The sequence below is a fragment of the Mycolicibacterium austroafricanum genome (assembly GCF_000612725.1).
GTDB lineage: Bacteria > Actinomycetota > Actinomycetes > Mycobacteriales > Mycobacteriaceae > Mycobacterium > Mycobacterium austroafricanum.
On record NZ_HG964450.1, the window covers coordinates 985707 to 1007851 of the forward strand.

General features: G+C 66.8%; 20 protein-coding genes and 1 pseudogene. 13 read left to right on the plus strand and 8 right to left on the minus strand.

Going from position 1 to position 22145, the window contains the following annotated elements; genetic code table 11:
- The first annotated feature begins 7 nt into the window (after positions 1-7).
- Genes BN976_RS04795 through BN976_RS04810 form a run of 4 tightly spaced genes read left to right on the plus strand, consistent with a single transcriptional unit; the run spans position 8 to position 4056 of the window.
- Positions 8-916 (plus strand): ABC transporter substrate-binding protein, encoded by a 909-nt coding sequence (locus tag BN976_RS04795; RefSeq protein ID WP_011777615.1) that lies wholly within the window; start codon positions 8-10, stop codon positions 914-916.
- Between the two features lie 55 nt (positions 917-971).
- Positions 972-2504: an amino acid ABC transporter permease/ATP-binding protein gene (locus BN976_RS04800; RefSeq protein WP_011777614.1), complete on the plus strand. Its 1533-nt coding sequence runs from the start codon at positions 972-974 to the stop codon at positions 2502-2504.
- Positions 2501-2938 carry a RidA family protein gene (locus tag BN976_RS04805; protein ID WP_011777613.1) on the plus strand — a complete coding sequence of 146 codons (438 nt, stop codon included), beginning with the start codon at positions 2501-2503 and terminating at the stop codon, positions 2936-2938. Before BN976_RS04800 ends, BN976_RS04805 begins: the two co-directional genes overlap by 4 nt.
- Positions 2935-4056, plus strand: coding sequence for an acetamidase/formamidase family protein (locus tag BN976_RS04810; protein ID WP_011777612.1), 1122 nt, complete (start codon positions 2935-2937; stop codon positions 4054-4056). Before BN976_RS04805 ends, BN976_RS04810 begins: the two co-directional genes overlap by 4 nt.
- A gap of 28 nt (positions 4057-4084) precedes the next feature.
- Here the strand turns inward: BN976_RS04810 and BN976_RS04815 are convergent, their stop codons facing one another.
- The gene (locus BN976_RS04815) at positions 4085-4843 is read right to left on the minus strand and encodes an isocitrate lyase/PEP mutase family protein (RefSeq protein ID WP_011777611.1); all 759 of its coding nucleotides are present in this window, start codon (positions 4841-4843) and stop codon (positions 4085-4087) included.
- Between the two features lie 108 nt (positions 4844-4951).
- Between BN976_RS04815 and BN976_RS04820 the strand changes: the two genes are divergently transcribed.
- The 7 genes from BN976_RS04820 (at position 4952) to BN976_RS33140 (ending at position 11402) form a co-directional block, all read left to right on the plus strand.
- Entirely contained in the window at positions 4952-5254 is a 303-nt protein-coding gene (locus tag BN976_RS04820) for an Rv0250c family protein (RefSeq protein ID WP_036368389.1), read from the plus strand.
- A gap of 41 nt (positions 5255-5295) precedes the next feature.
- Positions 5296-6117: a succinate dehydrogenase subunit SdhC gene (locus BN976_RS04825; RefSeq protein ID WP_011777609.1), complete on the plus strand. Its 822-nt coding sequence runs from the start codon at positions 5296-5298 to the stop codon at positions 6115-6117.
- 48 nt (positions 6118-6165) lie between these two features.
- Entirely contained in the window at positions 6166-8079 is a 1914-nt protein-coding gene (locus BN976_RS04830; protein WP_036368394.1) for a fumarate reductase/succinate dehydrogenase flavoprotein subunit, read from the plus strand.
- Between the two features lie 2 nt (positions 8080-8081).
- Positions 8082-8837, plus strand: coding sequence for a succinate dehydrogenase/fumarate reductase iron-sulfur subunit (locus BN976_RS04835; RefSeq protein ID WP_011777605.1), 756 nt, complete (start codon positions 8082-8084; stop codon positions 8835-8837).
- A 29-nt stretch (positions 8838-8866) separates the two neighbouring features.
- Complete coding sequence (locus BN976_RS04840) at positions 8867-9310, plus strand: hypothetical protein (protein WP_011777604.1); 444 nt, start codon at positions 8867-8869, stop codon at positions 9308-9310.
- Between the two features lie 72 nt (positions 9311-9382).
- Positions 9383-11155, plus strand: a complete 1773-nt coding sequence (locus tag BN976_RS04845; RefSeq protein WP_011777603.1) for an acyl-CoA dehydrogenase family protein — start codon at positions 9383-9385, stop codon at positions 11153-11155.
- An 85-nt stretch (positions 11156-11240) separates the two neighbouring features.
- On the plus strand, positions 11241-11402 hold the full coding sequence (locus BN976_RS33140; protein ID WP_011777602.1) for a hypothetical protein: 162 nt from the start codon (positions 11241-11243) through the stop codon (positions 11400-11402).
- Positions 11403-11423: 21 nt separating this feature from the next.
- Here BN976_RS33140 and BN976_RS04850 read toward each other — a convergent pair whose 3' ends face one another.
- Positions 11424-11936, minus strand: coding sequence for a flavin reductase family protein (locus tag BN976_RS04850; RefSeq protein WP_370501480.1), 513 nt, complete (start codon positions 11934-11936; stop codon positions 11424-11426).
- Positions 11936-12139, minus strand: a complete 204-nt coding sequence (locus tag BN976_RS04855; protein ID WP_011777600.1) for a hypothetical protein — start codon at positions 12137-12139, stop codon at positions 11936-11938. Before BN976_RS04855 ends, BN976_RS04850 begins: the two co-directional genes overlap by 1 nt.
- A 97-nt stretch (positions 12140-12236) precedes the next feature.
- On the opposite strand from BN976_RS04855, the gene BN976_RS04860 reads away from it, so the two are divergent.
- Positions 12237-12899: a GAP family protein gene (locus BN976_RS04860; protein ID WP_011777599.1), complete on the plus strand. Its 663-nt coding sequence runs from the start codon at positions 12237-12239 to the stop codon at positions 12897-12899.
- Positions 12900-12913: 14 nt separating this feature from the next.
- Here the strand turns inward: BN976_RS04860 and pe are convergent, their stop codons facing one another.
- From pe to BN976_RS33735, 3 genes are all read right to left on the minus strand, one after another.
- Positions 12914-14044 (minus strand): acyltransferase PE, encoded by a 1131-nt coding sequence (pe, locus tag BN976_RS04865; RefSeq protein WP_036368399.1) that lies wholly within the window; start codon positions 14042-14044, stop codon positions 12914-12916.
- Positions 14045-14172: 128 nt separating this feature from the next.
- Positions 14173-14754 carry a TetR/AcrR family transcriptional regulator gene (locus BN976_RS04870; RefSeq protein WP_011777597.1) on the minus strand — a complete coding sequence of 194 codons (582 nt, stop codon included), beginning with the start codon at positions 14752-14754 and terminating at the stop codon, positions 14173-14175.
- Entirely contained in the window at positions 14751-15176 is a 426-nt protein-coding gene (locus BN976_RS33735; RefSeq protein ID WP_011777596.1) for a PPOX class F420-dependent oxidoreductase, read from the minus strand. Before BN976_RS33735 ends, BN976_RS04870 begins: the two co-directional genes overlap by 4 nt.
- Before the next feature lie 463 nt (positions 15177-15639).
- On the opposite strand from BN976_RS33735, the pseudogene BN976_RS04880 reads away from it, so the two are divergent.
- Positions 15640-17060 (plus strand): annotated as a pseudogene (locus BN976_RS04880) (HNH endonuclease signature motif containing protein).
- Positions 17061-17304: 244 nt separating this feature from the next.
- Here BN976_RS04880 and BN976_RS04885 read toward each other — a convergent pair.
- Together BN976_RS04885 and BN976_RS04890 are read right to left on the minus strand one after the other, a co-directional pair.
- The gene (locus BN976_RS04885) at positions 17305-19026 is read right to left on the minus strand and encodes an AMP-binding protein (protein ID WP_011777594.1); all 1722 of its coding nucleotides are present in this window, start codon (positions 19024-19026) and stop codon (positions 17305-17307) included.
- Positions 19027-19118: 92 nt separating this feature from the next.
- A complete protein-coding gene (locus BN976_RS04890) occupies positions 19119-22121 on the minus strand; it encodes an MMPL/RND family transporter (protein ID WP_011777593.1) in 3003 nt (1000 codons plus the stop codon).
- Between the last annotated feature and the right edge of the window lie 24 nt (positions 22122-22145).

Below are 22145 nucleotides of genomic sequence, written 5' to 3' on the forward strand. Positions count from 1 at the left end.
ACCTGCCATGAAGAACTCGCGCACCGCACTTTTCGCCGTCCTCGCCGGTGTTGTACTTGCCGGCTGTTCGTCCACGACTGAGGCGGCGACCACCGAAACACCCAGCGAATTCGCCGATCTGGCAGCGTCACCGGCATGCACCGAGCTGCGCGCCGAGAATCCCGACCTCGCCGGCAAGACCCTCACCAACGCGATCAACCCCTACACGCCGGGCTACGAGACCATCAATCCGGAAAACCCCAGTGAATACCAGGGTTTCGACATCGATCTGGGCAACGCGCTCGGCGCCTGCCTGGGCTTCAAAAACGACTACCTCTCGGTCGGATTCTCCGAACTGATCCCGACGGTCGCCAGCGGCCAGGCCGACTGGATCATCTCCAACCTCTACGCGACAGAAGAGCGCGCCGCCGGCGGCGTCGACTTCATCAGCTACTCAAAGGTGTTCGACGGGATCCTGGTGGCCAAGGACAATCCGAAGAACATCACCGGCATCGACACCTCGCTGTGCGGACTCACGGTGGCGCTCAACAAGGGATATGTCGAGGTTCCGCTCGTCGAAGCCGTCGGGCCCGAGTGTGTGGCAACCGGCCTGAAGGCACCGACCGTCAGCCTGTTCGATTCCAGCGCCGACTGCACACAGGCGGTCCTCGCCGGACGCGCAGACGCCTACATGAACGACATCAACACCGTCAACGCGTTCGTCGCCGAGCATCCCGACGAACTCGCCTCCGCAGAAACCGTCATGCTCGACTACACGATCGGTATCGGGGTTCCCCAGGGCGACCACCAGTTCCGCGACGCCATCCAGGCGGCACTCACCGAGGTGCAGGCGAGCGGACTGCAGGACGAACTGGCCGCCAAATGGAAGCTGTCCGAGAACGCGGTAGCGGCACCCACAATCCTCAGCGTGGGCTGAGGAACACCCCAATACTGCTGCTACCGCTCGTATCTGACAGAGGCGACGTGAATACATGGACAAGTTCCTGCACTACCTGACGCTGCCGTGGCTCATCGACGGCATGCTCTTCACCCTCCAGCTCACGCTGTACGGATTCACCGGGGGGCTGTTTCTCGGCGTTCTCCTTGCCGCGCTGCAACTTACACGGTCACGCGCCCTCACCGCGATAGGGCGTACCTACGTCGTCATCTATCGCGGCACCCCGCTGATACTGCAGCTCGTCTTCGTGTTCACCGCACTACCCCACATCGGCATCACCCTGCCGCCAGTCGCCGCCGGCTCGGTCGCCCTCGCGATGAACGAAGCCGTCTTCATATCCGAGATCCTGCGCTCGGGGATCAAGGGCGTGGACCCCGGCCAGTCACTCGCCGGGCGAGCGCTCGGCCTGGAACCCCGCAAGCTGATGCGACGCGTCATCGCCCCGCAGGCATTCCGGTCGATGGTGCCCGCCCTGGGCAACGAGTTCATCTCCACCATGAAGAACTCTGCGCTCGCGTCGGTTATCGCCGTGCCCGAGCTCACCCTGCGCACCCAGCAGCTCGCCTCGTCCACCTTCGACTATTTCTCCATCTACTTCGCGACCGCCGTAATGTATCTCGCCCTCACCGCAGTCCTGAGCATCATCCAGCTGCTGCTCGAGGACGCGCTCAACCTCGACCGGGCGAACCGATCGCTGCTGTCCCGGTTGGACTTCCGGCGCCGGACGACCACGCCCACCCCTGTTGTGACCCCCGTCGTCCCGGCCGGTCCGCAGGTCGAGCGGCAGGAGATCGGCGACACCGTCCTCGACATCCGGGACCTCCACAAGGCGTATGGCGCCAACCAGGTGCTCAACGGCATCACGATGTCGGCGAGGCAGGGCGAGGTCATTGCTCTGCTCGGGCCGAGCGGATCCGGAAAGAGCACGTTGCTGCGCACGATCAACCACCTCGAGTCGGTCGACACCGGCACGATCCGTATCGCCGGGCAGACCCTCGGCTATGACGAGTCCGGCATGCCGCTTCCCGAGGGGCGGATCGCGAAGGCCCGGATCGACGCCGGTGTCGGCATGGTCTTCCAGCACTTCAACCTGTTCAACCACATGACGGTGAGGGAGAACATCGCGGCTCCGCTGCGCTGGATCCAGCGTCTGGGCAAGGAGGAGGCGGCCGAACGCGCTGACGCACTGCTGTCGCAGGTGGGTCTCGCGGACAAGGCCGACACCCTCCCTCACCGGTTGTCCGGCGGGCAGCAGCAGCGGGTCGGCATCGCACGCGCGCTGGCCGCCCGACCCCGAATCCTGCTGCTCGACGAACCCACAAGTGCGCTCGACCCCGAACTCGTCGCGGAGGTGCTCGGCGTCATCCGCGGCCTGGCCCACCACCACGGGCTCACGATGATCATCGCGACCCACCAGTTGCGGTTCGCTCTGGAAGTCGCCGACCGCGCCGTCTTCATGGCGGGCGGGGTGGTCGTCGAAGAGGGCAGCGCCGACCAGGTGATCAACCGACCCCAGGATCCGGCCACGGCCCGCTTCGTCAACGCGATGCAGCTGGCGGCCGGATGACCGTCAAGCAGACCTTCAATTTCACTGCTGCCGAAGGAGTTCCGCCAAAGGTCGGCCCGTTCGCACACGCCACCCGCTGGGGTGACACCCTCTATGTGACAGGCCAGATGCCCACCGATCCGGCCACCGGCACGCTCGTCGACGGCGGCCTCGCCGAGCAGGCGAACCGAGTCCTGGCGAACCTCTCGGCGGTGCTCGCCCAGTTCGGCGCGACCCTCGACGACGCCCTGATGGTGCGCGTGTACCTCACCGACTTCGACGACTTCGACGACTTCAACGCCGAGTACGTCAAATGGTTCAAGGGTCCGCTGCCCAGTCGCACGTGTGTGGGCACCACCGGCCTCGCGGTGGGAGCGGCCGTCGAAATCGACCTCGTCGTAGGCCTTTCCCACCCTCAGTCCACCCCCGCACCGGCACCTTCGGAGGCATCATGATCTTCCCGACCCTTCATCCCGGCGAAGGCCACATCGGTGGCGAGCACTACCTGCCCTCGCATCCCGACGAGGTGCTCTGGGGCTGGCTTCCCAACGCGCAGACCCGGCCGGCGCTCTCGGTGGCCTCCGGTGACACCGTGACGATCGACACGGTGAGCCACGAGGGAATCCTCGAAGACCAAGGCCGCGACCCGGTTTCGTACTTTGCGCAGTTCGGTGTCACCAACGTCCTCAAGGACGTCATCGACATCGCGTCAAGCCCTCTGGCGCATGACGACTCCTGCGGTCCGCACATCGTCACCGGGCCGGTCCGCGTCGCCAACGCCGATCCCGGTGACGTGCTCAAGATCGAGGTCCTGGATCTGGCGATGCGCGTGCCCTACGGGTTCGTCAGCAGCCGGCACGGTTACGGCGCGCTCGCCGGGGAGTTCCCGGAGTTCCCGGATTCCGAGCCGGTCCGTGAGGTCGACCAGATCGTCTCGATGGGCACGATCTGCCATTTCAGTTGGGTCGAGATGCTGCAGGGTAAGCCTTACGGCAAGATCGCTGCGGGCCACGGCAGCGGGCGCACCGTGCAGTTCCCGGTCAACCCGTTCCTCGGCATCATGGGCGTCGCCCGCGCCACCGAGGACCCGGTGCCGTCGGTGCCTCCCGGCACCCACGGCGGGAACATCGACATCAAGCACGTGGTGACGGGGTCGACGCTGTACCTGCCCGTGCAGGTCGAGGGGGCCAACTTCTTCGCCGGCGACCCGCATTTCGCGCAGGGCAACGGCGAGGTGGCGCTGACGGCGCTCGAGGCGTCACTGCGCGCCACCGTGCGACTGACGGTGCTGAAGTCCGGCGACGCCCACTCGGCGATCGGAGCCCTGACCAACCCGGTGGTGGAAACCGCGACGCACTGGATTCCGACCGGTATGGACGCCGACCTCGACGAGGCCATGCGTATCGCGGTCCGAAACGCCATCGCCTTTCTCAACACCCGGTTCGGCGTGCCGCGCGATGTCGCGCTGGCCTACCTGTCGGCGGCCGGCGACTTCGAGGTGAGCCAGGTGGTGGACGCGGTCAAGGGCGTGCACTGCATGATCCGCAAGGCCGACTGGGCCGCCTGGTTGTAGGCGCGGGCTGTGGGCGCGCGAGGGTCAGCTAGATCCAGCGCGCCAGGATCTCCCTGGCCCGCTCGGCCAGCGCCGCCTGCCAGAACGGGCCGAAACTGATCCGGGCCACCCCGAGCGGTCCGTATGACGCCGGGTCGGCCGACTCCGGCCGGGCGATCGCGTTCACCGGCAGCGGCAGCTCCGAGGTCAGACGCCGCATCACCTCCGGCGGATGGACACCGACCGGGTAGAGAACGTCCGCCCCGGCGGCGGCGGCTTCTTTCAGCCGCGCGATCGCGCGGTCCACCCGGTCGGACTCGTCGCCGTCCTGACGCAGGAACAGATCCGTCCTGGCGTTGACCACCACGTGGACGCCCGCCGCGTCCGCCGCCGCCCGCAGCGCACCAACCAGCTGCGCATGTTCGGAGGACGACCGCAGCCGCCCGCCTTCGCTGTGCACGGTGTCCTCGATGTTGAGGCCGACCGCGCCCACGGACAGCAGACCCTCGATGAGGCGGGTCGGCGCTTCGGCATATCCGGATTCGATGTCGACCGAAAGCGGAACGTCGACGGCGGCGGTGATCTGGGCGACGCGGGTCAACACGTCGTCGAACGTCATGCCCTCTCTGTCGGACTTACCGACCGAGTCCGCGAGCGGGTGGCTGCCCACCGTCAGCGCCGCGAAGCCGGCGTCGGTGGCCAGCTTCGCCGACCAGGCGTCCCACACCGTCGGCAGGATCACCGGGTTGCCGGGCTGGTGCAACGCCAGCAACGCCTCCGCGCGAGCCTTCAACACATCGTTCGTCATCGACCTCTCCGCTCATCAAAGTGATCTGTCTCACGCTTAACACCGGTGATTTAGCTAGCATCAGTTGCGTACTGTGATCCATGACACCCTTCAGCCCAAGGAGGTCGCTTGTCCAGCACCAGCACCACCGAACTCTCCCAGCTTCACGAACTGATCGGAAGCCTCCGGCGATGCGTGACATCGCTGGCGTCGCGATACGGGGACAGCCCAGCCACCCGTCGCATCGTCAACGACGCCGAACGGCTTCTCAACGACATCGACCGCCTGGACATCGACGCCGAAGAGTTGGAGCTCGTCCGCGGGGTCAGCCGGCACCCGCACGTCGCCGAGCGGATCGCGATCCCGGACACCCAGTACGACACCGAGTTCTGGCGCGGCGTCGACGACGAGGGCCTCGGCGGCACTCACTGAACCGTGCCGCCCGGGGGACATAACTTCATCGAAAGGTAACTGTGAGCGCACCCACCGCCGACCGCAACGCGACCGGCGTCTTCTCGCCTGGCCGTGCCCAGATCCCGCAGCGCACGCTGCGGACCGACCGGTGGTGGATGTCGCCGCTGATCATCAACCTGGGCTTCGCCACGTTCGTCATCTACGCGACCGTCCGGGCGTTCATGCAGAACAACTACTTCGTCGCGGAGTACGGCTACCTGACCCCGTTCTACTCGCCGTGCGTCAGCACCGGGTGCGTACCGGAGGCCAGCCACTTCGGCCAGTTCCTGCCCGACGTGTGGTGGTTGCCGTATGCGGCGCTGTCCCTGCCCTTCCTGCTGCTGTTCCGGCTCACGTGCTACTACTACCGCGGCGCCTACTACCGCACGGTGTGGCAGTCGCCGACCGCCTGCGCGGTCGCCGAACCCCGCGCGAAGTACACCGGGGAGACCCGCCTTCCGCTGATCATCCAGAACACCCACCGGTACTTCTTCTACATCGCCGCCATCATCTCGGTGATCAACACCTACGACGCGATCATCGCCTTCCACAAGCCCGACGGCGGTTTCGGACTCGGCCTGGGCAACGTCATCCTCGTGGTCAACGTGATCCTGCTGTGGACCTACACGGTCTCCTGCCACTCGTGCAGGCACGTCGCAGGCGGACGGCTCAAGCACTTCTCCAAACACCCTGTCCGCTACTGGATGTGGACGCAGATCAGCAAGCTCAACACCCGCCACAAGATGTATGCCTGGATCACCCTGGGCACCCTGATGTTGACCGACTTCTACATCATGTTGGTCGCCAGCGGAACCATTTCTGACCTGAGATTCATTGGCTGACAACGCATTGTCTCCCAGCGGAACGGTCAGACTGACAAGTGAGGATTAATGGCTGAACTAGAACGGCACGAGTACGACGTGGTCGTGATCGGTGCCGGAGGGGCCGGACTGCGCGCGGTCATCGAAGCCCGTGAGCGTGGCCTGCGGGTGGCGGTGGTGACCAAGTCGCTGTTCGGCAAGGCCCACACCGTGATGGCCGAGGGCGGCTGCGCGGCCGCGATGCGCAACGTCAACACCAAGGACTCCTGGCAGGTGCACTTCGGTGACACCATGCGCGGCGGCAAGTTCCTCAACAACTGGCGGATGGCCGAACTGCACGCCCAAGAGGCGCCGGACCGGGTCTGGGAGCTGGAAACCTACGGCGCATTGTTCGACCGCACCAAGGACGGCCGCATCAGCCAGCGCAACTTCGGCGGGCACACCTACCCGCGGCTGGCGCACGTCGGTGACCGCACCGGTCTGGAGATCATCCGCACCTTGCAGCAGAAGATCGTGTCGCTGCAGCAGGAGGACAAGAAGGAACTCGGCGACTTCGAGGCCCGGATCCGGGTCTTCCACGAGACGTCGATCACCGAGCTGATCAAGGACGGCGACCGGATCGCGGGAGCGTTCGGCTATTACCGCGAGACCGGCAAGTTCGTGCTGTTCGAGGCGCCCGCGATCGTGCTCGCCACCGGCGGCATCGGCAAGTCGTTCAAGGTGTCGTCGAACTCCTGGGAGTACACCGGCGACGGGCACGCGCTGGCGCTGCGCGCCGGTTCGGGTCTGATCAACATGGAGTTCATCCAGTTCCACCCGACGGGCATGGTCTGGCCGCTGTCGGTGAAGGGCATCCTCGTCACCGAGGGCGTGCGCGGCGACGGCGGAGTCCTGAAGAACTCCGACGGCAAGCGGTTCATGTTCGACTACATCCCCGAGGTGTTCAAGGGGCAGTACGCCGAGTCTGAAGAAGAAGCCGACCAGTGGCTCAAGGACAACGACTCCGCCCGCCGCACCCCCGATCTGCTGCCCCGCGACGAGGTGGCCCGCGCCATCAACGAAGAGGTCAAGGCAGGCCGCGGAACACCGCACGGCGGTGTGTATCTCGACATCGCGTCGCGCATGCCGGCCGAGGAGATCAAGCGCCGGTTGCCGTCGATGTACCACCAGTTCATCGAGCTGGCCGAGGTCGACATCACCAAGGACGAGATGGAGGTCGGCCCGACCTGTCACTACGTGATGGGTGGCATCGAGGTCGACCCCGACAGCGGCGGTGCCGCCACCCTCGGACTGTTCGCCGCGGGCGAATGCTCCGGCGGCATGCACGGCTCCAACCGGCTCGGCGGCAACTCGCTGTCGGACCTGCTGGTGTTCGGCCGCCGCGCCGGGCTCGGCGCCTCCGACTACGTCCGCTCCCTGCCCGATCGGCCGAAGGTGTCAGAAGTGGCGCTGGAGCGGGCCGAGAAGCTGGCGCTGGAACCGTTCGAGGCGAAGGACAACGCCGAGAATCCGTACACGCTGCACGCCGAGTTGCAGGAGTCGATGAACGACCTGGCCGGCATCATCCGCAAGCAGAACGAACTCGAAGAGGTCCTGCTCAAGATCGACGAGCTGAAGCGGCGCTACCGGAACGTCGTCGTCGAGGGCGGGCGCATCTTCAACCCGGGCTGGCATCTGGCCATCGACATGCGCAACATGCTGCTGGTCAGCGAGTGCGTCGCCAAGGCGGCGCTCAAGCGCACCGAGAGTCGCGGCGGGCACACCCGCGACGACTTCCCGCAGATGGACTCGAACTGGCGCAACAAGCTGCTGGTCTGCAAGACCGTCGGCGGCGGTGACGACCCGGTCATCCCGGAGATCTCGGTCGAGGTGGAGCCGCAGCCGCCGATGCGGCCCGATCTGCTCGCCACGTTCGAGCTGTCCGAACTGGAGAAGTACTACACCGCCGAGGAATTGGCCGAGCACCCGCAACGGAAGGGCTGACAATGGCTGCCTACCAAGGAAAGCTGCGCGTCTGGCGCGGCGACGACACCGGCGGTGGACTGCAGGATTTCACCGTGGAGGTCAACGACGGCGAGGTGGTGCTGGACATCATCCACCGCCTGCAGGCCACCCAGACCCCGGACCTCGCGGTGCGGTGGAACTGCAAGGCCGGCAAGTGCGGCTCGTGCTCGGCGGAAATCAACGGCCGCCCCCGGCTGCTGTGCATGACCCGGATGTCGACGTTCGGCGAGGACGAAGTCGTCACCGTCACCCCGCTGCGGACCTTCCCGGTGATGCGCGACCTGGTCACCGACGTGTCCTTCAACTACGAGAAGGCCAGGGAAATCCCGTCGTTCGCCCCGCCGAAGAATCTGCAGCCCGGCGAGTACCGGATGGCGCAGGAGGACGTGAACCGGTCCCAGGAGTTCCGCAAGTGCATCGAGTGCTTCCTGTGCCAGAACGTCTGCCACGTCAACCGTGACCACGAGGAGAACAAGCTGGCGTTCTCCGGTCCGCGCTACCTGATGCGCCAGGCCGAACTGGACATGCACCCGCTGGATACGCACGGGCACCGGGCCGAGCAGGCGCAGGACGAGAACGGTCTGGGGTACTGCAACATCACCAAGTGCTGCACCGAGGTGTGCCCCGAGCACATCAAGATCACCGACAACGCGTTGATCCCGATGAAGGAGCGCGCCGCCGACCGCAAGTACGACCCGGTGGTGTGGTTGGGCAACAAGCTGTTCCGCCGCCGCTGAGCGGCGAATCGGGCGCAGGAAGTAGTCGTATGACCCAGACCGACGACGGCGCGGAACGCGCCGTCGTCGGCTCGCTCCGTACCCAGAACAGCTACGTTGTCGCGGGGTCGATCGCGACGACGGACAGCGCGGTGGTCGCGGGATCCATCGCCACCGCCGGCAGCGCCGCCGTCGCGGGATCCATTGCCACCGCGGGCAGCGCGGCAGTCGCACGGTCGATCGCGACCGCCGGCAGCGCCGCCGTCGCCGGGTCCATCGCCACCGCGGGCAGCGCCGCGATCGCCGGCTGCATCCTCGTGGTGCTGTCGATCGCTTGCCGGGGATGCCTGGCCTGTCTGGGGTGCATCGCGTGCATCAAGTGCAAGGCCTGTGTGGGCTGCATCGACTGCGAGGACTGCATCGGCTGCGTGGGCTGCGTGAACTGCTCCGGGTTACGCAACGCGGTCGGACTGCGCAACGTGCACGCCGCCTAGCGAATCGCGCGCAAAACGCGACACGTGGGGTGCTTGAGCGCGCAGAATTCGCCGGAGAGAAGGAGGCGACCCATGCCGGAGACCCCGCTGCTGCTCGACCCGAACAACTTCGACCCGAAGCGGCTCGACCCGGAGTCACGGCGCCTCCTCGCAGCCCTGATCGACTGGTTCGAGCAGCGCGGCAAGGTGCGGTTGCTGCGCGACGACCTGAATGCGGAATGGGTGACCGACTTCCTGGACTTCGTGAGGCGGGAACGGCTGTTCGCGACGTTCCTGACCCCGTCGGAGTTCGCCAACGGTGACCCGAACAAGCGCTGGGACACCTCGCGCAACGCCGTGCTCAGCGAGATCCTCGGGTTCTACGGCCTGTCGTACTGGTACGCCGAGCAGGTCACCATCCTCGGCCTCGGACCGATCTGGCAGAGCGGCAACGTCAAGGCCAAGGAGCGGGCGGCAGAGCAGCTCGAGGCCGGCGGTGTGATGGCGTTCGGGCTCTCCGAGCGTGACCACGGCGCCGACATCTACAACACCGACATGCTGCTCACCCCCGCCGGCGATGAGCGCTCGCGCGAAGAGCAGACAACTGCCGACGGGGACGACGACGGCGTCTTGTTCCGCGCCTCCGGCGAGAAGTACTACATCGGCAACGGCAACGTGGCGGGCATGGTGTCGGTGTTCGCGCGACGCACCGACGTCGAGGGCGCGGACGGTTACGTGTGGTTCGTCGCCGACAGCGGCCACGAGCGCTACGAGCTGATCGGCAACGTCGTGCACGGCCAGATGTTCGTCAGCAACTTCGCGCTGCACGACTATCCGGTGCACGAAGAGGACATCCTGGCCACCGGGCCAGACGCGTTCTCGGCGGCCCTCAACACGGTCAACGTCGGCAAGTTCAACCTGTGCAGCGGCTCGATCGGGATGTGCGAGCACGCCTTCTACGAGGCGATCAACCATGCCAACAACCGCATCCTCTACGGCAACCCGGTGACCGCTTTCCCGCACGTGCGGGCCGGCTTCGTCGACGCCTACACCCGGCTGATCGCGATGAAGCTGTTCAGCGACCGCGCCATCGACTACTTCCGCAGCGCCGGGCCGGACGACCGCCGCTACCTGCTGTTCAACCCGGTGACGAAGTCGAAAGTCACGTCCGAGGGCGAGAAGGTCGTCACGCTGCTGTGGGATGTGCTGGCCGCCAAGGGATTCGAGAAGAACACCTACTTCTATCAGGTCACCCGCCTGATCGGGGCGCTGCCGCGGCTGGAGGGAACGGTGCACGTCAACGTCGCGCAGATTCTGAAGTTCATGCCGAACTTCATGTTCAACCCGGCCCCGTATCCCGAGATCGGCACCCGCGACGATCCGGCCGACGACGTGTTCTTCTGGTCGCAGGGCCCGGCTCGCGGCGCGTCGAAGGTGCGGTTCGCCGATTGGGCGCCGGTCTACGAACGCAACACCGGCATCCCCAACGTCGCCGTGTTCTACCAACAGGTGCAGGCGTTCAAGGACCTGCTGGCCACCGCGGCGCCCGATGCCGACCAGCAACGCGACCTGGACTTCGTGCTCGTGGTCGGGCACCTGTTCACCCTCGTGGTGTACGGCCAGCTGATCCTCGAGCAGGCCGAGCTGACCGGACTGGAAAGCGACCTCGTCGACCAGATCTTCGACGTCCAGATCCGCGACTTCTCCGCGTACGCGGTCGCGCTGCACGGCAAGCCGAGCTCCACGCTCGAGCAGCAGGAGTGGGCACTGTCGGCGGTGCGCAAGCCGACCGTGGACGCCGTCCGCTTCGACCGGGTATGGGACCAGGTGAGGAGCTACGACGGCGCCTACGAGATGCGGCCCTGAACCGGATCTGACGCAGTCAGGTGTACCGGCGGGATCCGGGGGTACGCTGCGGAGAGCAGCCAATCACCGACGAAAGGCAGCTCCGATGTCGCTTCGCGAGCCCCACAGCATCAACGACATTCGCACCGCGATCCGCGAACTCAGTACCCGCGCGGACCTGGCCCGCAAAGAGGGCCGCAACGCCGACGCCGCCGAACTGGATCAGCGCGTCAAGAACTACCGCGAAGAACTCGCCGCCCGGCCCTGACGGCAGGGCGGTATCGGTTCCTCAGGCACCGAGGCGGCGGAACGTGCTGCGGTGGAACACAATCGGCGGCACATCCGGATGCACCGTGATGTCGCTGACTCGCAGCACCACGATGGTGTGATCGCCGGCGGCCACCAGCTGTTCGATGCTGCTCTCCAGCCACACGCTTGTGCCGTGGATGAACACCGCGCCACGCGCTGAGGATGCCGTCTCCAGACCGGCGAACCGGTCGCCGGTCTTGGCGGCCAGTGTGCGTGCGGCCGCATCGTGGGCCTCGCCCAGCACACTGATACCGAGGTAGGGCACGTCCTTGAGTTTCGGCCACGTCGTCGACGTGTTCTGCACGCAGAAGGACACCAGCGGCGGATCCAGCGACACCGGCACGAACGTGCTCGCCGCCAGGCCGACACGGGCGCCGTCCACCTCGGCCGCGATCGCGATGACGCCGGAGGGGAAATGTCCGAACGCCTCGCGCAGAGACGCCGCGTCGAGGTTGGTCTGCGAGTGGGTTCCTGAACCGCTCATCGACGCCATCATCCCACGTAACCGTGCGCCGCGGCCACGTCCGGGTGCGCCCGCAACCGGCTCTTCCACGCTTTGCGGCCGTACACCGGGAAGATCCGCTCGTCCGACGGGTCGGCGGTCACGCCGCGGGCGACCCGCCGTAGTTGGTCACGCAGCGTGTCGAGGTCGTCCCGCAGATCGACGACGGGCAACGCGGTGCTCAGAGCGGTCACCGCGCCATCATCGCCGCCTCGCCCCGGCCCGGCCAGGGTCCGGATCGGCGTGAACGTAAGCCGGGCGGAGGCGGTTCGACGGTAACGTGACGCCATCATGTGGTTCCCGCTCCTGGTGATGGCTGCCGCGGTGAGCCTGGAGCCGTTCCGGATCGGGATGACGGTGGTGATGGTGAACCGGCCGAGACCGGTGCTGCAGCTGCTGTCTTTCCTGGCGGGTGGCTTCGTGATGGGCACCGCGGTGGGGCTGATCGTGCTGTTCGTGTTGCGGCCCGCGCTGGGGTCTGCGCATTTCACGTTGCCCAGGGTGCAGCTCGGGGTCGGCGCGGTGGTACTGGTCAACGCGGTGTTGCTGGCCACCGGTGTGCTGGGAGGTAACCGGGACGGTACGGCCGCCGGACGCTGGGCCCCGTTGGTGACGCGGGCACGCCGGTTGCTCGAAGGGCGCTCGCTGTGGACGGCGGGCGTGGCCGGGCTCGGCATCGCGCTGCCTTCCATCGACTACCTGGCCGCGCTGGCCCTGATCGTCGCGTCGGGCGCCGCGGCGGCGGTGCAGTTCAGTGCGCTGATCGTGTTCAACGTGGTGGCGTTCGCGCTCGTGGAGATCCCGCTGCTGTGTTACCTGGTGGCCCCGGACCGCACCCGCGCCGCACTTTCGTCGCTGTACGAGTGGGTGCGGGCGCAGGGCCGTCGCGGCGTCTCCCTGCTACTGGCCGTGGTCGGCTGCGTGCTGGTCGCCGTCGGCTTCGCCGGACTGTAGGCAGTGGCCCAGGACTACGGCGGATTGTTCAGCACGTACTGAAGCCCGGACAGCAGCTGCGACACCGGGTCGGCGGCGCCGCCGAACGCGGCCTGCGTCGCCGGGGCGGTGACCTCTGCGGGGTCGTAGCCGTTCACCGGGTCCACGGTGATCGGCGCGGTCAGCGGATCGTCGTTGCGCGAATACCCCGCGTCGACGAACGGCTTGAGCACCGCGTCGAGTTCGATGAGAGTCTCGGTGGGCACCCCGAGGTATTTGAACGGCAGCACCAGCGGAAGGTGCTCCTCGGGGATCATGTACGTGGTGGTCTTCGCGCCCCTGGAGTTGACGGTGGTCCGGATGTTCTGCGGCGGCACCATACTCGGCTCGGTGAAGGCGACCGCGGTGTGACCGGTGGCCAGGCCCACGATCGCATTGGCGACGGATATCCAGTTGTCCGGGCGGTCCGGCCAGTCGGCGATGCTGTCGTATGCGGAGACGAATTGATAAGTGTCGTACTGGCTTTCGACCGGAGGCGGAATCCGGTAATCGAGTGACGGGACGACGCTGCCGACGGGGAAGTTCTGGGTCAGGAAGCTCTCGCCGAAGGCGTGCCGGGCCACCGGGTCGCCGTACATCGCGAAGCTCAACTGGTCCGGCGGCGGGGCGGCCGGATCGTAGGCCAGCTTGGCCTGCACGTCGTTGAGCACCATCGCACCCTCGGACAGCCCGATCGCGGTGCCGCGTCCGCCCTCCCGGATCGCGGTGATGACATTCGGGGTTCCGACGTCGACGGACTCGCCGACGCTGGGGCCGTCGATCCCGATGCCCGGGAAGGAGTCGTCCAGCCGACCGATCCCCGGGAACAGCCGTTCCAGGGTGTGGCCCTGGACCTGACCCGCGGGGTAGTCGACGATCTGCCGGTCCAGCCCGGGGAACCAGTCCGCGCCCGTGCGCATGATGTATTCGTCGTAGGGGATGCCCAGCACGTGGGCGCCGCCCAGCGCGTACGCCCTGCCGGGGGTTCCCAGCGGCGGCGGAGCGTCGGCCGGCGTGGGGCTCGGTGGCACCGCAGGTGCTTCGTCGGCCGCGGCGATGCCGAATCCGAGACAGCCCGCGGCGCCGATGGTGGTCAGCGCGGTACCGAATGCGAGTAGTCGCTTCATAGCTTTGACACACCACCCCGACCTGCTCGGCTGCACTGCCTCGAACCCTACCCGCCTGACCGTCCGGCGCAGCTGACAACCGCGGATGGGATCGCCCTGTCACGCGACTCGGCCGACTGTGTTGCCTGCTAGGAGGCGTCAGTCGCCTGACGGATGAGCGCGCGCAGTTCGCGAGCGACGTCGTCAATCGGTTGGGTGTTGCGCTCGACGCGGCTCAGCGCCACGGCGCCCTCGACCGCGGCGACGATCAGGGTCGCCAGTCGGCGGGCGCGGGCCGGCGGGACACCCTGGTGCCGCAGCACCGTGTTCAGGGCGTCGCGCCAGCTGCCGAACGCGCGGGCTGCGGCCTCGGTCAGCTGCGGCGCGTCGTCGTTGGTCTCGACGGCGACCGCGAGGACGGGGCATCCGGCACGGAAGCCCGAGGCCTCCAGACCGGCCTTCCAGGTGGAGATGAATACGTCGAACGTGGTGGCGGGTGTCGCGTCGCCGGCGTCGCCGAGTATTGCGGCGAGTGCGCCGCCGGCCCGGTCCACCACTTCTTCGATGAGCTGTGCGCGACCGCCGGGGAAGTGGTGATAGACCGATCCTCGGGGGGCACGACTGTGACGGAGTATGTCGTCCAAGCTGGTGCCGGAGGCGCCGTGTTCGCGGATGAGCGTCGATGCGCTGTCGAGCATTCTTTCGCGTGCGTCGGAGGTGCGTGGGCTCATGCTCGATCTTCAGTGGCCGGAGTATCGGCGGTGGCCGAGGTCAGGGGCACCAGCTCGATGTAGTGCACGTCGGTGAGGGGGCGCGATGCGGCCGCGAAGGCCTTTCGTTTCCATCCCCATTGGGAACGGATGACCGCTTCGGCGTGTGCGCGCTCGGCTGCCGTCTCGAGGATGCGACCGCGCGCGGCGATCGGAGGAGCGAGCGGCTTACCCCGAAATGAGCACGGGGCGATGAGCGCTTCGGGATTGCGGCGGAGCCGCTTGGCTTTGTACGCCTGGACTTCGGTCCACAGATAGACACGGTCGCCGTCGTAGCCGGGCCATACGGGTTGAGGCATCGGTGTGCCGTCCTTGCGGTAAGTGACCACCAGACAGTGTTCGTATCGCCGCAACTCGTCGAAACCGTTGAACCGAATCGGCATGTCGAGAACCGTGTTCGCCTCGGGGGAACGCAATGCCCCTAAGAACCTCTTGTTCGCTCCGACGAGGGCGCGCCTGAGCCCGTCCATCGGGCCGCGATGCTGTGGGGACATGTCTGGTCTTCCATTCGGGGTCGTCGTTGTGGGGTGTCCGGCCGTCCGGGTGTCAGGTAGCCGGCTTGATCGAGCCCCACCGCTGCGGCCGATACTATGCAACATGGCATAGAACATATAGCGTTGCCCTGCAGTCGACAAGGCTTGATGTCGCGCCCGATAACGGTGGGCGCCTGCCGCTCGTCGTCGGGGTCGCCCCGGGCGGCACCAGGGCGTGTCCGCAACGTCGCCCCGAGACCGCCTTCACCAAGGGCGAGGATTTCATCGAGGAACCACTTGCGGATCATCCCGGCATCGGGAGCCGAACTTCGCGTAGCCGTTTTTTGTCAGTGGCTGGTGCTTGGATGGGGTTATGTCCTTGAGGGTTCCGGTGGGTACTGGCACTGGTGGTGTGGTGCGTCAGTCTGATCGGCTTGAGGTGTGTTTCGAGGAGTTGGCGGAGTTGGCGGGTCAGCGCAATGCCATTGATGGGCGTATTGCGCAGATCGCTGCCGAGATTGATGGTGCCGGGTTGTGGGCGATCACCGGGGTGAAGTCGTTGGAGGGCCTGCTCGCGTGGAAGTTGGGGACCTCATTTCGTAACGCTGAGACGATCGTGGCGGTGGCGCGCCGGTTGGAGCAGTTCCCGCGGTGTAGCCGGGATTTGCGGGAGGGTCGGCTGTCGTTGGATCAGCTCGGGGTGATCGCCGAGCGTGCGGGGGCGGGTTCTGATGATCATTACGCCGATTTGGCCGCTCATTCGACGGTGGCCCAGTTACGCACCGCGGTCAAGCAGGAACCCCGCCCCGAACCCGAACCCGACCCAGAATCCGAGTCTGGTGCCGACTGCGACCCTGAATCCGAATCTGAGGCCAAGCCCCGGCGTGATCCGGCGCCGCGGGCGTCGATCACCAAGACCAGTGATGAGCAGTACACCTATTGGCGGATCGCGTTGCCCCATGAGGAGGCGGCGACGTTCGACACGGCGCTGCGCTCGCATCACGAGGCGTTGGTGGCGCAGTGGAAACGCGACCACAACATCACCGACCACACCGACGACCACAACCACGACATCAACAGCGACCCCGGCCACGGGGACGGCCGCGACATCACCAACCCCGGCCCCGACTACGACGGTGGCGGTGGTGAGGGTGTGGGGCGGGCGCCGTTGCCGGACACGGTGGCGGCGTTCTGGGCGCTGGTGAAGGCCGGCTGGGATGTTGAGGTGGCGCGGCGCCCGCATGGGCAGCACACCACGGTGGTGATGCATGTCGACGTGAAAGACAAGATCGCCGCGCCCTGCATTTGGGGCCGGCGCTCTCGGCGGCTGAGCGCCGGTATCTGTCCTGTGATGCCACCTGTGAGGTGTGGTTCGAACGCCACGGGCAGGTCATCGGTTCCGGGCGCACCACGCGGGCGATCAGCCGGCGGTTGCGGCGGGCGCTGGAGCACCGTGACCGTACGTGTGTGGTGCCCGGCTGCGGGGCGACACGGGGGTTGCATGCCCATCACATCCGGCATTGGGAAGACGGTGGTCTGACCGAGTTGGACAACCTGGTGCTGGTCTGTCCCCATCACCACCGGCTGCACCACCGCGGGGTCATCACCATCACCGGACCCGCCGACCAGCTGACAGTGACCGACAGCGTCGGGCGCCACCTGGAACCGGGATCACTGGCCCGGCCCCCGACCCAATCCCCACCCGCAGTCGCGCCCTACCAAGGACCACCCGGGGAACGCGCCCAATGGAAGTGGTACACACCCTTCCAACCCCCACCACCCACCACCAACTAGGTCGCCCCGCGGGGAGCGCTCCCCTCGGCAAGGGCTTGGAACGGCTCGGACGGCTGGAGGTCAGTACCCAATCCAGCTCTCAAATGGATGGGCATATAAGGACATTCGGTTCGCGCCATCCGCTGCAACTGCGTTATCGATCGTCGCGGCGTTGCCGAAATCCGATGCGGACAGCCGGAACACCGGACAGCCGGAAAACCGAACTGTCGAAACGCCGAACTGTCGGGCTACCGCACTGCCGGGCTCAGGCGTCCAAGCGAACGAACTGGTCCTGCCGGTACTGCTCCACGCACGCGGCACGACGGATCTTGCCGCTCGTCGTCGTCGGAATCGACCCGGATGGCACCAGCACCAGGTCCTCGACGTTCAGGCCGTGCGCATTCGAGATCGCAGCGGTGACATCGCTCTTGACCTCACTGAGTTCGCCGAGGTGAGCGGGCTTCTTGAGTTCGATGACGGTGACCAGCTTCTCGGTGCTGTTCACCGGGATGGAGATCGCCGCGACCCGGCCCCGGGTGATCTCCTGCACCGTCGCCTCGATGTCCTCGGGATAATGGTTACGCCCCCGGATGATCAACAGATCCTTGATCCGGCCGACGATGAACAACTCACCCCCGTCGATGAAGCCGAGGTCCCCGGTACGCAGCCAAGGCCCGTCCGGCACACCCGGCGCAGGATCGACAAGTGTTGCGCCGAAACAGCTCTGGTCTTCGGAGGGTTTGTTCCAGTAGCCGGCGGCGACGTTCTCACCGTGCACCCAGATCTCCCCGATGACATCCGAAGGACATTCGCGGTGAGTATCGCCGTCGACGATCCGCAGCAACGGCGATTGCGGCACTTTGTATTTGACGAGCGCGGTGCCCTTGCCGGCAGCGCACGGTTGAACGCGGCCCGCGGCCAGTCCCTCGGTGTCGAAGTGCGCCGCCGGCGACGATTCGCTCCAGACGCCCGACGCGACGAACACCGTCGCCTCGGCGAGACCGTAGGACGGACGCATCATGTGATCTTGAAAATTGAAGTGCGCGAACCGATCCACGAATCGATGCAATGTGGCCGGCTCCACCCTCTCGGCACCGCTGATGATGCCGACCACGCCACCGAGGTCGAGCCCGGCCAGATCGGCGTCGGTGGTCTTGCGGGCGGCCAGATCGAACGCAAAATTCGGCGCCGACGACCACGCATGCGGATTCTCGGCCAGCGCACGCATCCAGCGGGAGGGCTTCTCCAGGAACGACACCGGGCTCATCAGCTCGGCGCGGCGGCCGCACAGAATCGGTGCGCAGACCCCCAGCACCAGCCCCATGTCGTGGTAGAAGGGCAGCCACGACACCAGCGTGGCGTCCGGCGGCAGCGGTTTCTCCGCGAAGAAGCTGCGCATCAGCTGTTCGAAGTTCACGGTGAGGTTGCGGTGCGAGAGCATGACGCCGGCCGGCAGCCGCGTCGAACCCGAGCTGTACTGCAGGTACGCGATGCTCGGCAGATCAGCCGGCTCCAGGCTCAGCCCGCCCCCGGCGTCCAGATCCAACGCGTCGACCTCGACAATCGTCGGCGCGGCATCCAGACGCGACGAGGCGACGTAGTCGCCGACGTCATTGGCCGTCGCGGACGTCGTGAGAACCACCGACGGCTCGGTGTCGTGGAGGACCGCGCCCACTCGGTCGTGACCGGAACCGGGATGAGGCAGGGGCAGCGGCACCGCGACGAGTCCGGCCTGCATGGATCCCAGGAACGCCAGGATGTACTCCAGGCCCTGCGGGGCCAGGATCAGTGCCCGGTCCCCGACCGCCCCGTGCCTGCGGATCTCGCGGGCCAGGTTCAGCGTCCGGATCGACAGCTGCGACCAGGTGAGGGTCTGCCGGACACCCGCCGGGTCGACGGCGTAATCGGTGAACGTGAAGGCGACGTCGCCGGGGCGCATGCTGGCGCGCCCGTGCAGCATCGACAGGATCGACGACTGGGACGTCATGTCATGTCCGTATCGACGGGTCGAACTGGTTCAGCGTGGCCTCCGGGATCGCGATAACCGCCCAAGCGGGGCTCAATCATATGCGCGCCCACCTAACCGCTGCCTGCCGATTCCACCGCCCGCGGCGCCGCCTGCTGCGGCCCGACCTTGGACGGCCACCAGTTCGCCCGCCCGACCAACGCGGCGATGGCGGGCACCGTGATGGTGCGCACCACGAAGGTGTCCAGCAGGATCCCCACGCCGATCACGAAACCGCCCTGCACCACGATCCCGATGCTGGAGAACAACAGACCCGCCATCGAGGCAGCGAAGATCAGGCCCGCCGCGGTGATCACACCACCCGTCGAACCCAGCGTGCGGATGACGCCGTAGCGGACGCTGTGCGGGGATTCGTCGCGCAGTCGCGACACGAAGAGCATGTTGTAGTCGGCACCGACGGCGACCAGCACCACGAACGCCAGCGGCGGCACGCTCCAGTGCAGTTGCTGACCGAGAAGCAGTTGGAAGGTCAGGACACCGATACCGATGGCCGCGAAATAGGAGACCACCACCGAGCCGACCAGGTAGAGGGGTGCGACGAGGGAACGCAGCAGCACGCTCAACGTCACCAGCACCACGATCAGGGCCGCGATGATGATGAACCGGATGTCGCGCTCGTAGTAGTCGCGCGTGTCCCGTAGCGCGGCGGGAAAGCCGCCCATCGATATCGAGGCGTCGGCGAGCGAGGTGTTGGGTTGGGCGCCCCTGGCGATGTCGTTGATCACGTTGACCTGATCCATCGCCTCGGGGCTGAACGGGTTGAGGCGGGTCTGCACCAGATACCGCACCGAGTGGCCGTCCGGCGAGATGAACGCCTCGGCGGCCTTCTGGAACTCCACTGCGTTCAGCACCTCGGCCGGGATGCTGAACCCCGCCATGTTCGCGCTCGCCGCGTCGTGCCGCATCGTCAGGAGAAATGCCGCGGCCTGGTTAAGGCCATCCGCCATTACTCTGACCTGCTCGACCAGTTGGTCGACTCCGCCCGCCACCTGCCGGCTGCCGCTAGCGAGCCGGTCGGTGCCCTGCCGGATGTCGCGCAGGCTCGTCTGCGCGCCGCCCGGCGAATCCAGACCCAGCTCGTCGACGGCCTTGACGATGTTGGTCATCGCCGCGTTCAGTGTCTTGACCGTCGAGTTCAGCGACTGCGTGTCGTCGAGGCCCTCCAGTTCGCCGGCCAGCGTGTTGATCCGTTCCAGCCGTCCGTCCGCACGCGCGTCCATCAGGCGCTCGAACTGCATGCGGGTGTTGACGCACGACGGATTCGCGTCGCAGACCGCGTTGCCGTGCAACGCCGCCAGGACGGGCCCGATCCAGCCGAACATGTCCCGCACCGCGGCGAAACTGATGCCCATCGACAGGCCGAGTTCGTTGACGCTCTGGACCAGCTTGGCCGCGGTCTCGACGTCGCGTACCAACCTGTCGCCGCCGTACTCGACGCGCACCCTGGTGACCGCGTCCAGCAGCGTCTGCAGGCTGGGCGCGATCTTGTTGACCTGCGCCCGCACGTCGACGAGGGTGTCGGCCAACGTGTCGGCCCCGGTGGTCAATTCGTCGAGGTCGTCGTCGCGCGCCCCGATCTGGGCGGACCCGGCGGCCAGCCGGTCACCGACGAGGCCGGCCTGGAACGTGGCGCGGAACTCCCGCGGCACCTCCCCCAGCGGCCTGGTGACGCCACTGACCAGGGAGATGTCCGGCAGCTGGGCGATCCGCGAAGCCATCTGCTCCAGGTCCGCGAGGGCCTGCGGGCTGCGCAGGTCACGTGGGGACTGGACGAGGATGTACTGCGGAATGGACTGGCTGATCGGGAAATGGCGTTCCAGCGCGGCGTAACCGACGGAACTCGGCGCCGACGCCGCCACGGCTTTGCGGTCGTCATAGTTGAAGGTCGCAAAGGCCGCGCAGCCGGCCAGCAGGATCAGCACCAGCACACTGGCCACCAGATGCGGCACCGGCCGGCGCACGATGCGGATGCCCGAACGTCTCCAGAACCGGGCGGTCAGTTCGCGTCGCGGCTTGACCCAACCGCGCGGCCCGGCGAGCACCAGGATTGCCGGCAGCAGGGTCATTCCGGCCAGGAACGCGACGCCGATGCCGATCGCCGACGAGACCCCGATCGTCCTGAACACCCCCATCTGGGCGAAGCTCATGACGAGAAAGGTGACGCCCACGGTGGCCGCGGATGCGGTGATCACCTTCCCGATCGAGATCATCGCCGCCCGGACCGCGTCGTCGAAGTCGGCGCCGGACCGCAGATAGTCGTGATATCGGCTGATCAGGAAGACCGCGTAGTCGGTGCCGGCACCGGCCATGATCGCGCTCAGGAACACGATCGACTGATTGGAGACGCCCGAGCCGGACAGCTGCGAGTATCCGGCCACCACGGCCTGCGCGATCACCAGCGACGACCCGATCGTCACCAGCGGCAGCAGCATCGTCACCGCACTGCGATACACCAGCAGCAGCACGCCGAGCACCAGGACGGCGATCGCGATCTCGATGGGCAGGCGGTCCTGCTCGCCGGCGACGGTGAGATCGGCGACGGTGGCGGCGGGACCCGTCAGATACACCTGCAGTGGACCGTCACCGAGGTGGTGTTTGACGACGTCGGAAACCCGGTTGAACGAGTCGAAGGCCCGCGGGGTGCCCAGCTCCCCCTCGAGGCTGACCGGAAGCACCCAGGTCGTCTTGTCCTCGCTGGTCAGGAACTGACGCAGTTGTGGTGTGCTGACGAAGTCCTGAACGGACACGACGTCCGTGACGTCGTCGCGTAGGGCGTCCACCACCTTGCGGTACGTGGCTTCGTCGGCCGGCTCGAGCCCGGTCTCGTTGATGAACGCAACCAGCAGAAGGTTGTCGTTGCTCGTTTCCTGGAACGCCTCGGCCATCTTCGCAGCGGTGACGCTCGACGGCGCATCGCTCGGCAGGATGACGAGCGGGTGCTTCTGTGCCATCTCGCCGAGGGACGGGAAGGACAGCGGGAGCGCGACGGCCATCGCGACCCAGACGGCGATCACCGCCCAGGGCCACCGCACCACGAGATCCGCTAGCCGCCGCATACTGCCCTCACCCCTCGCCGCGCC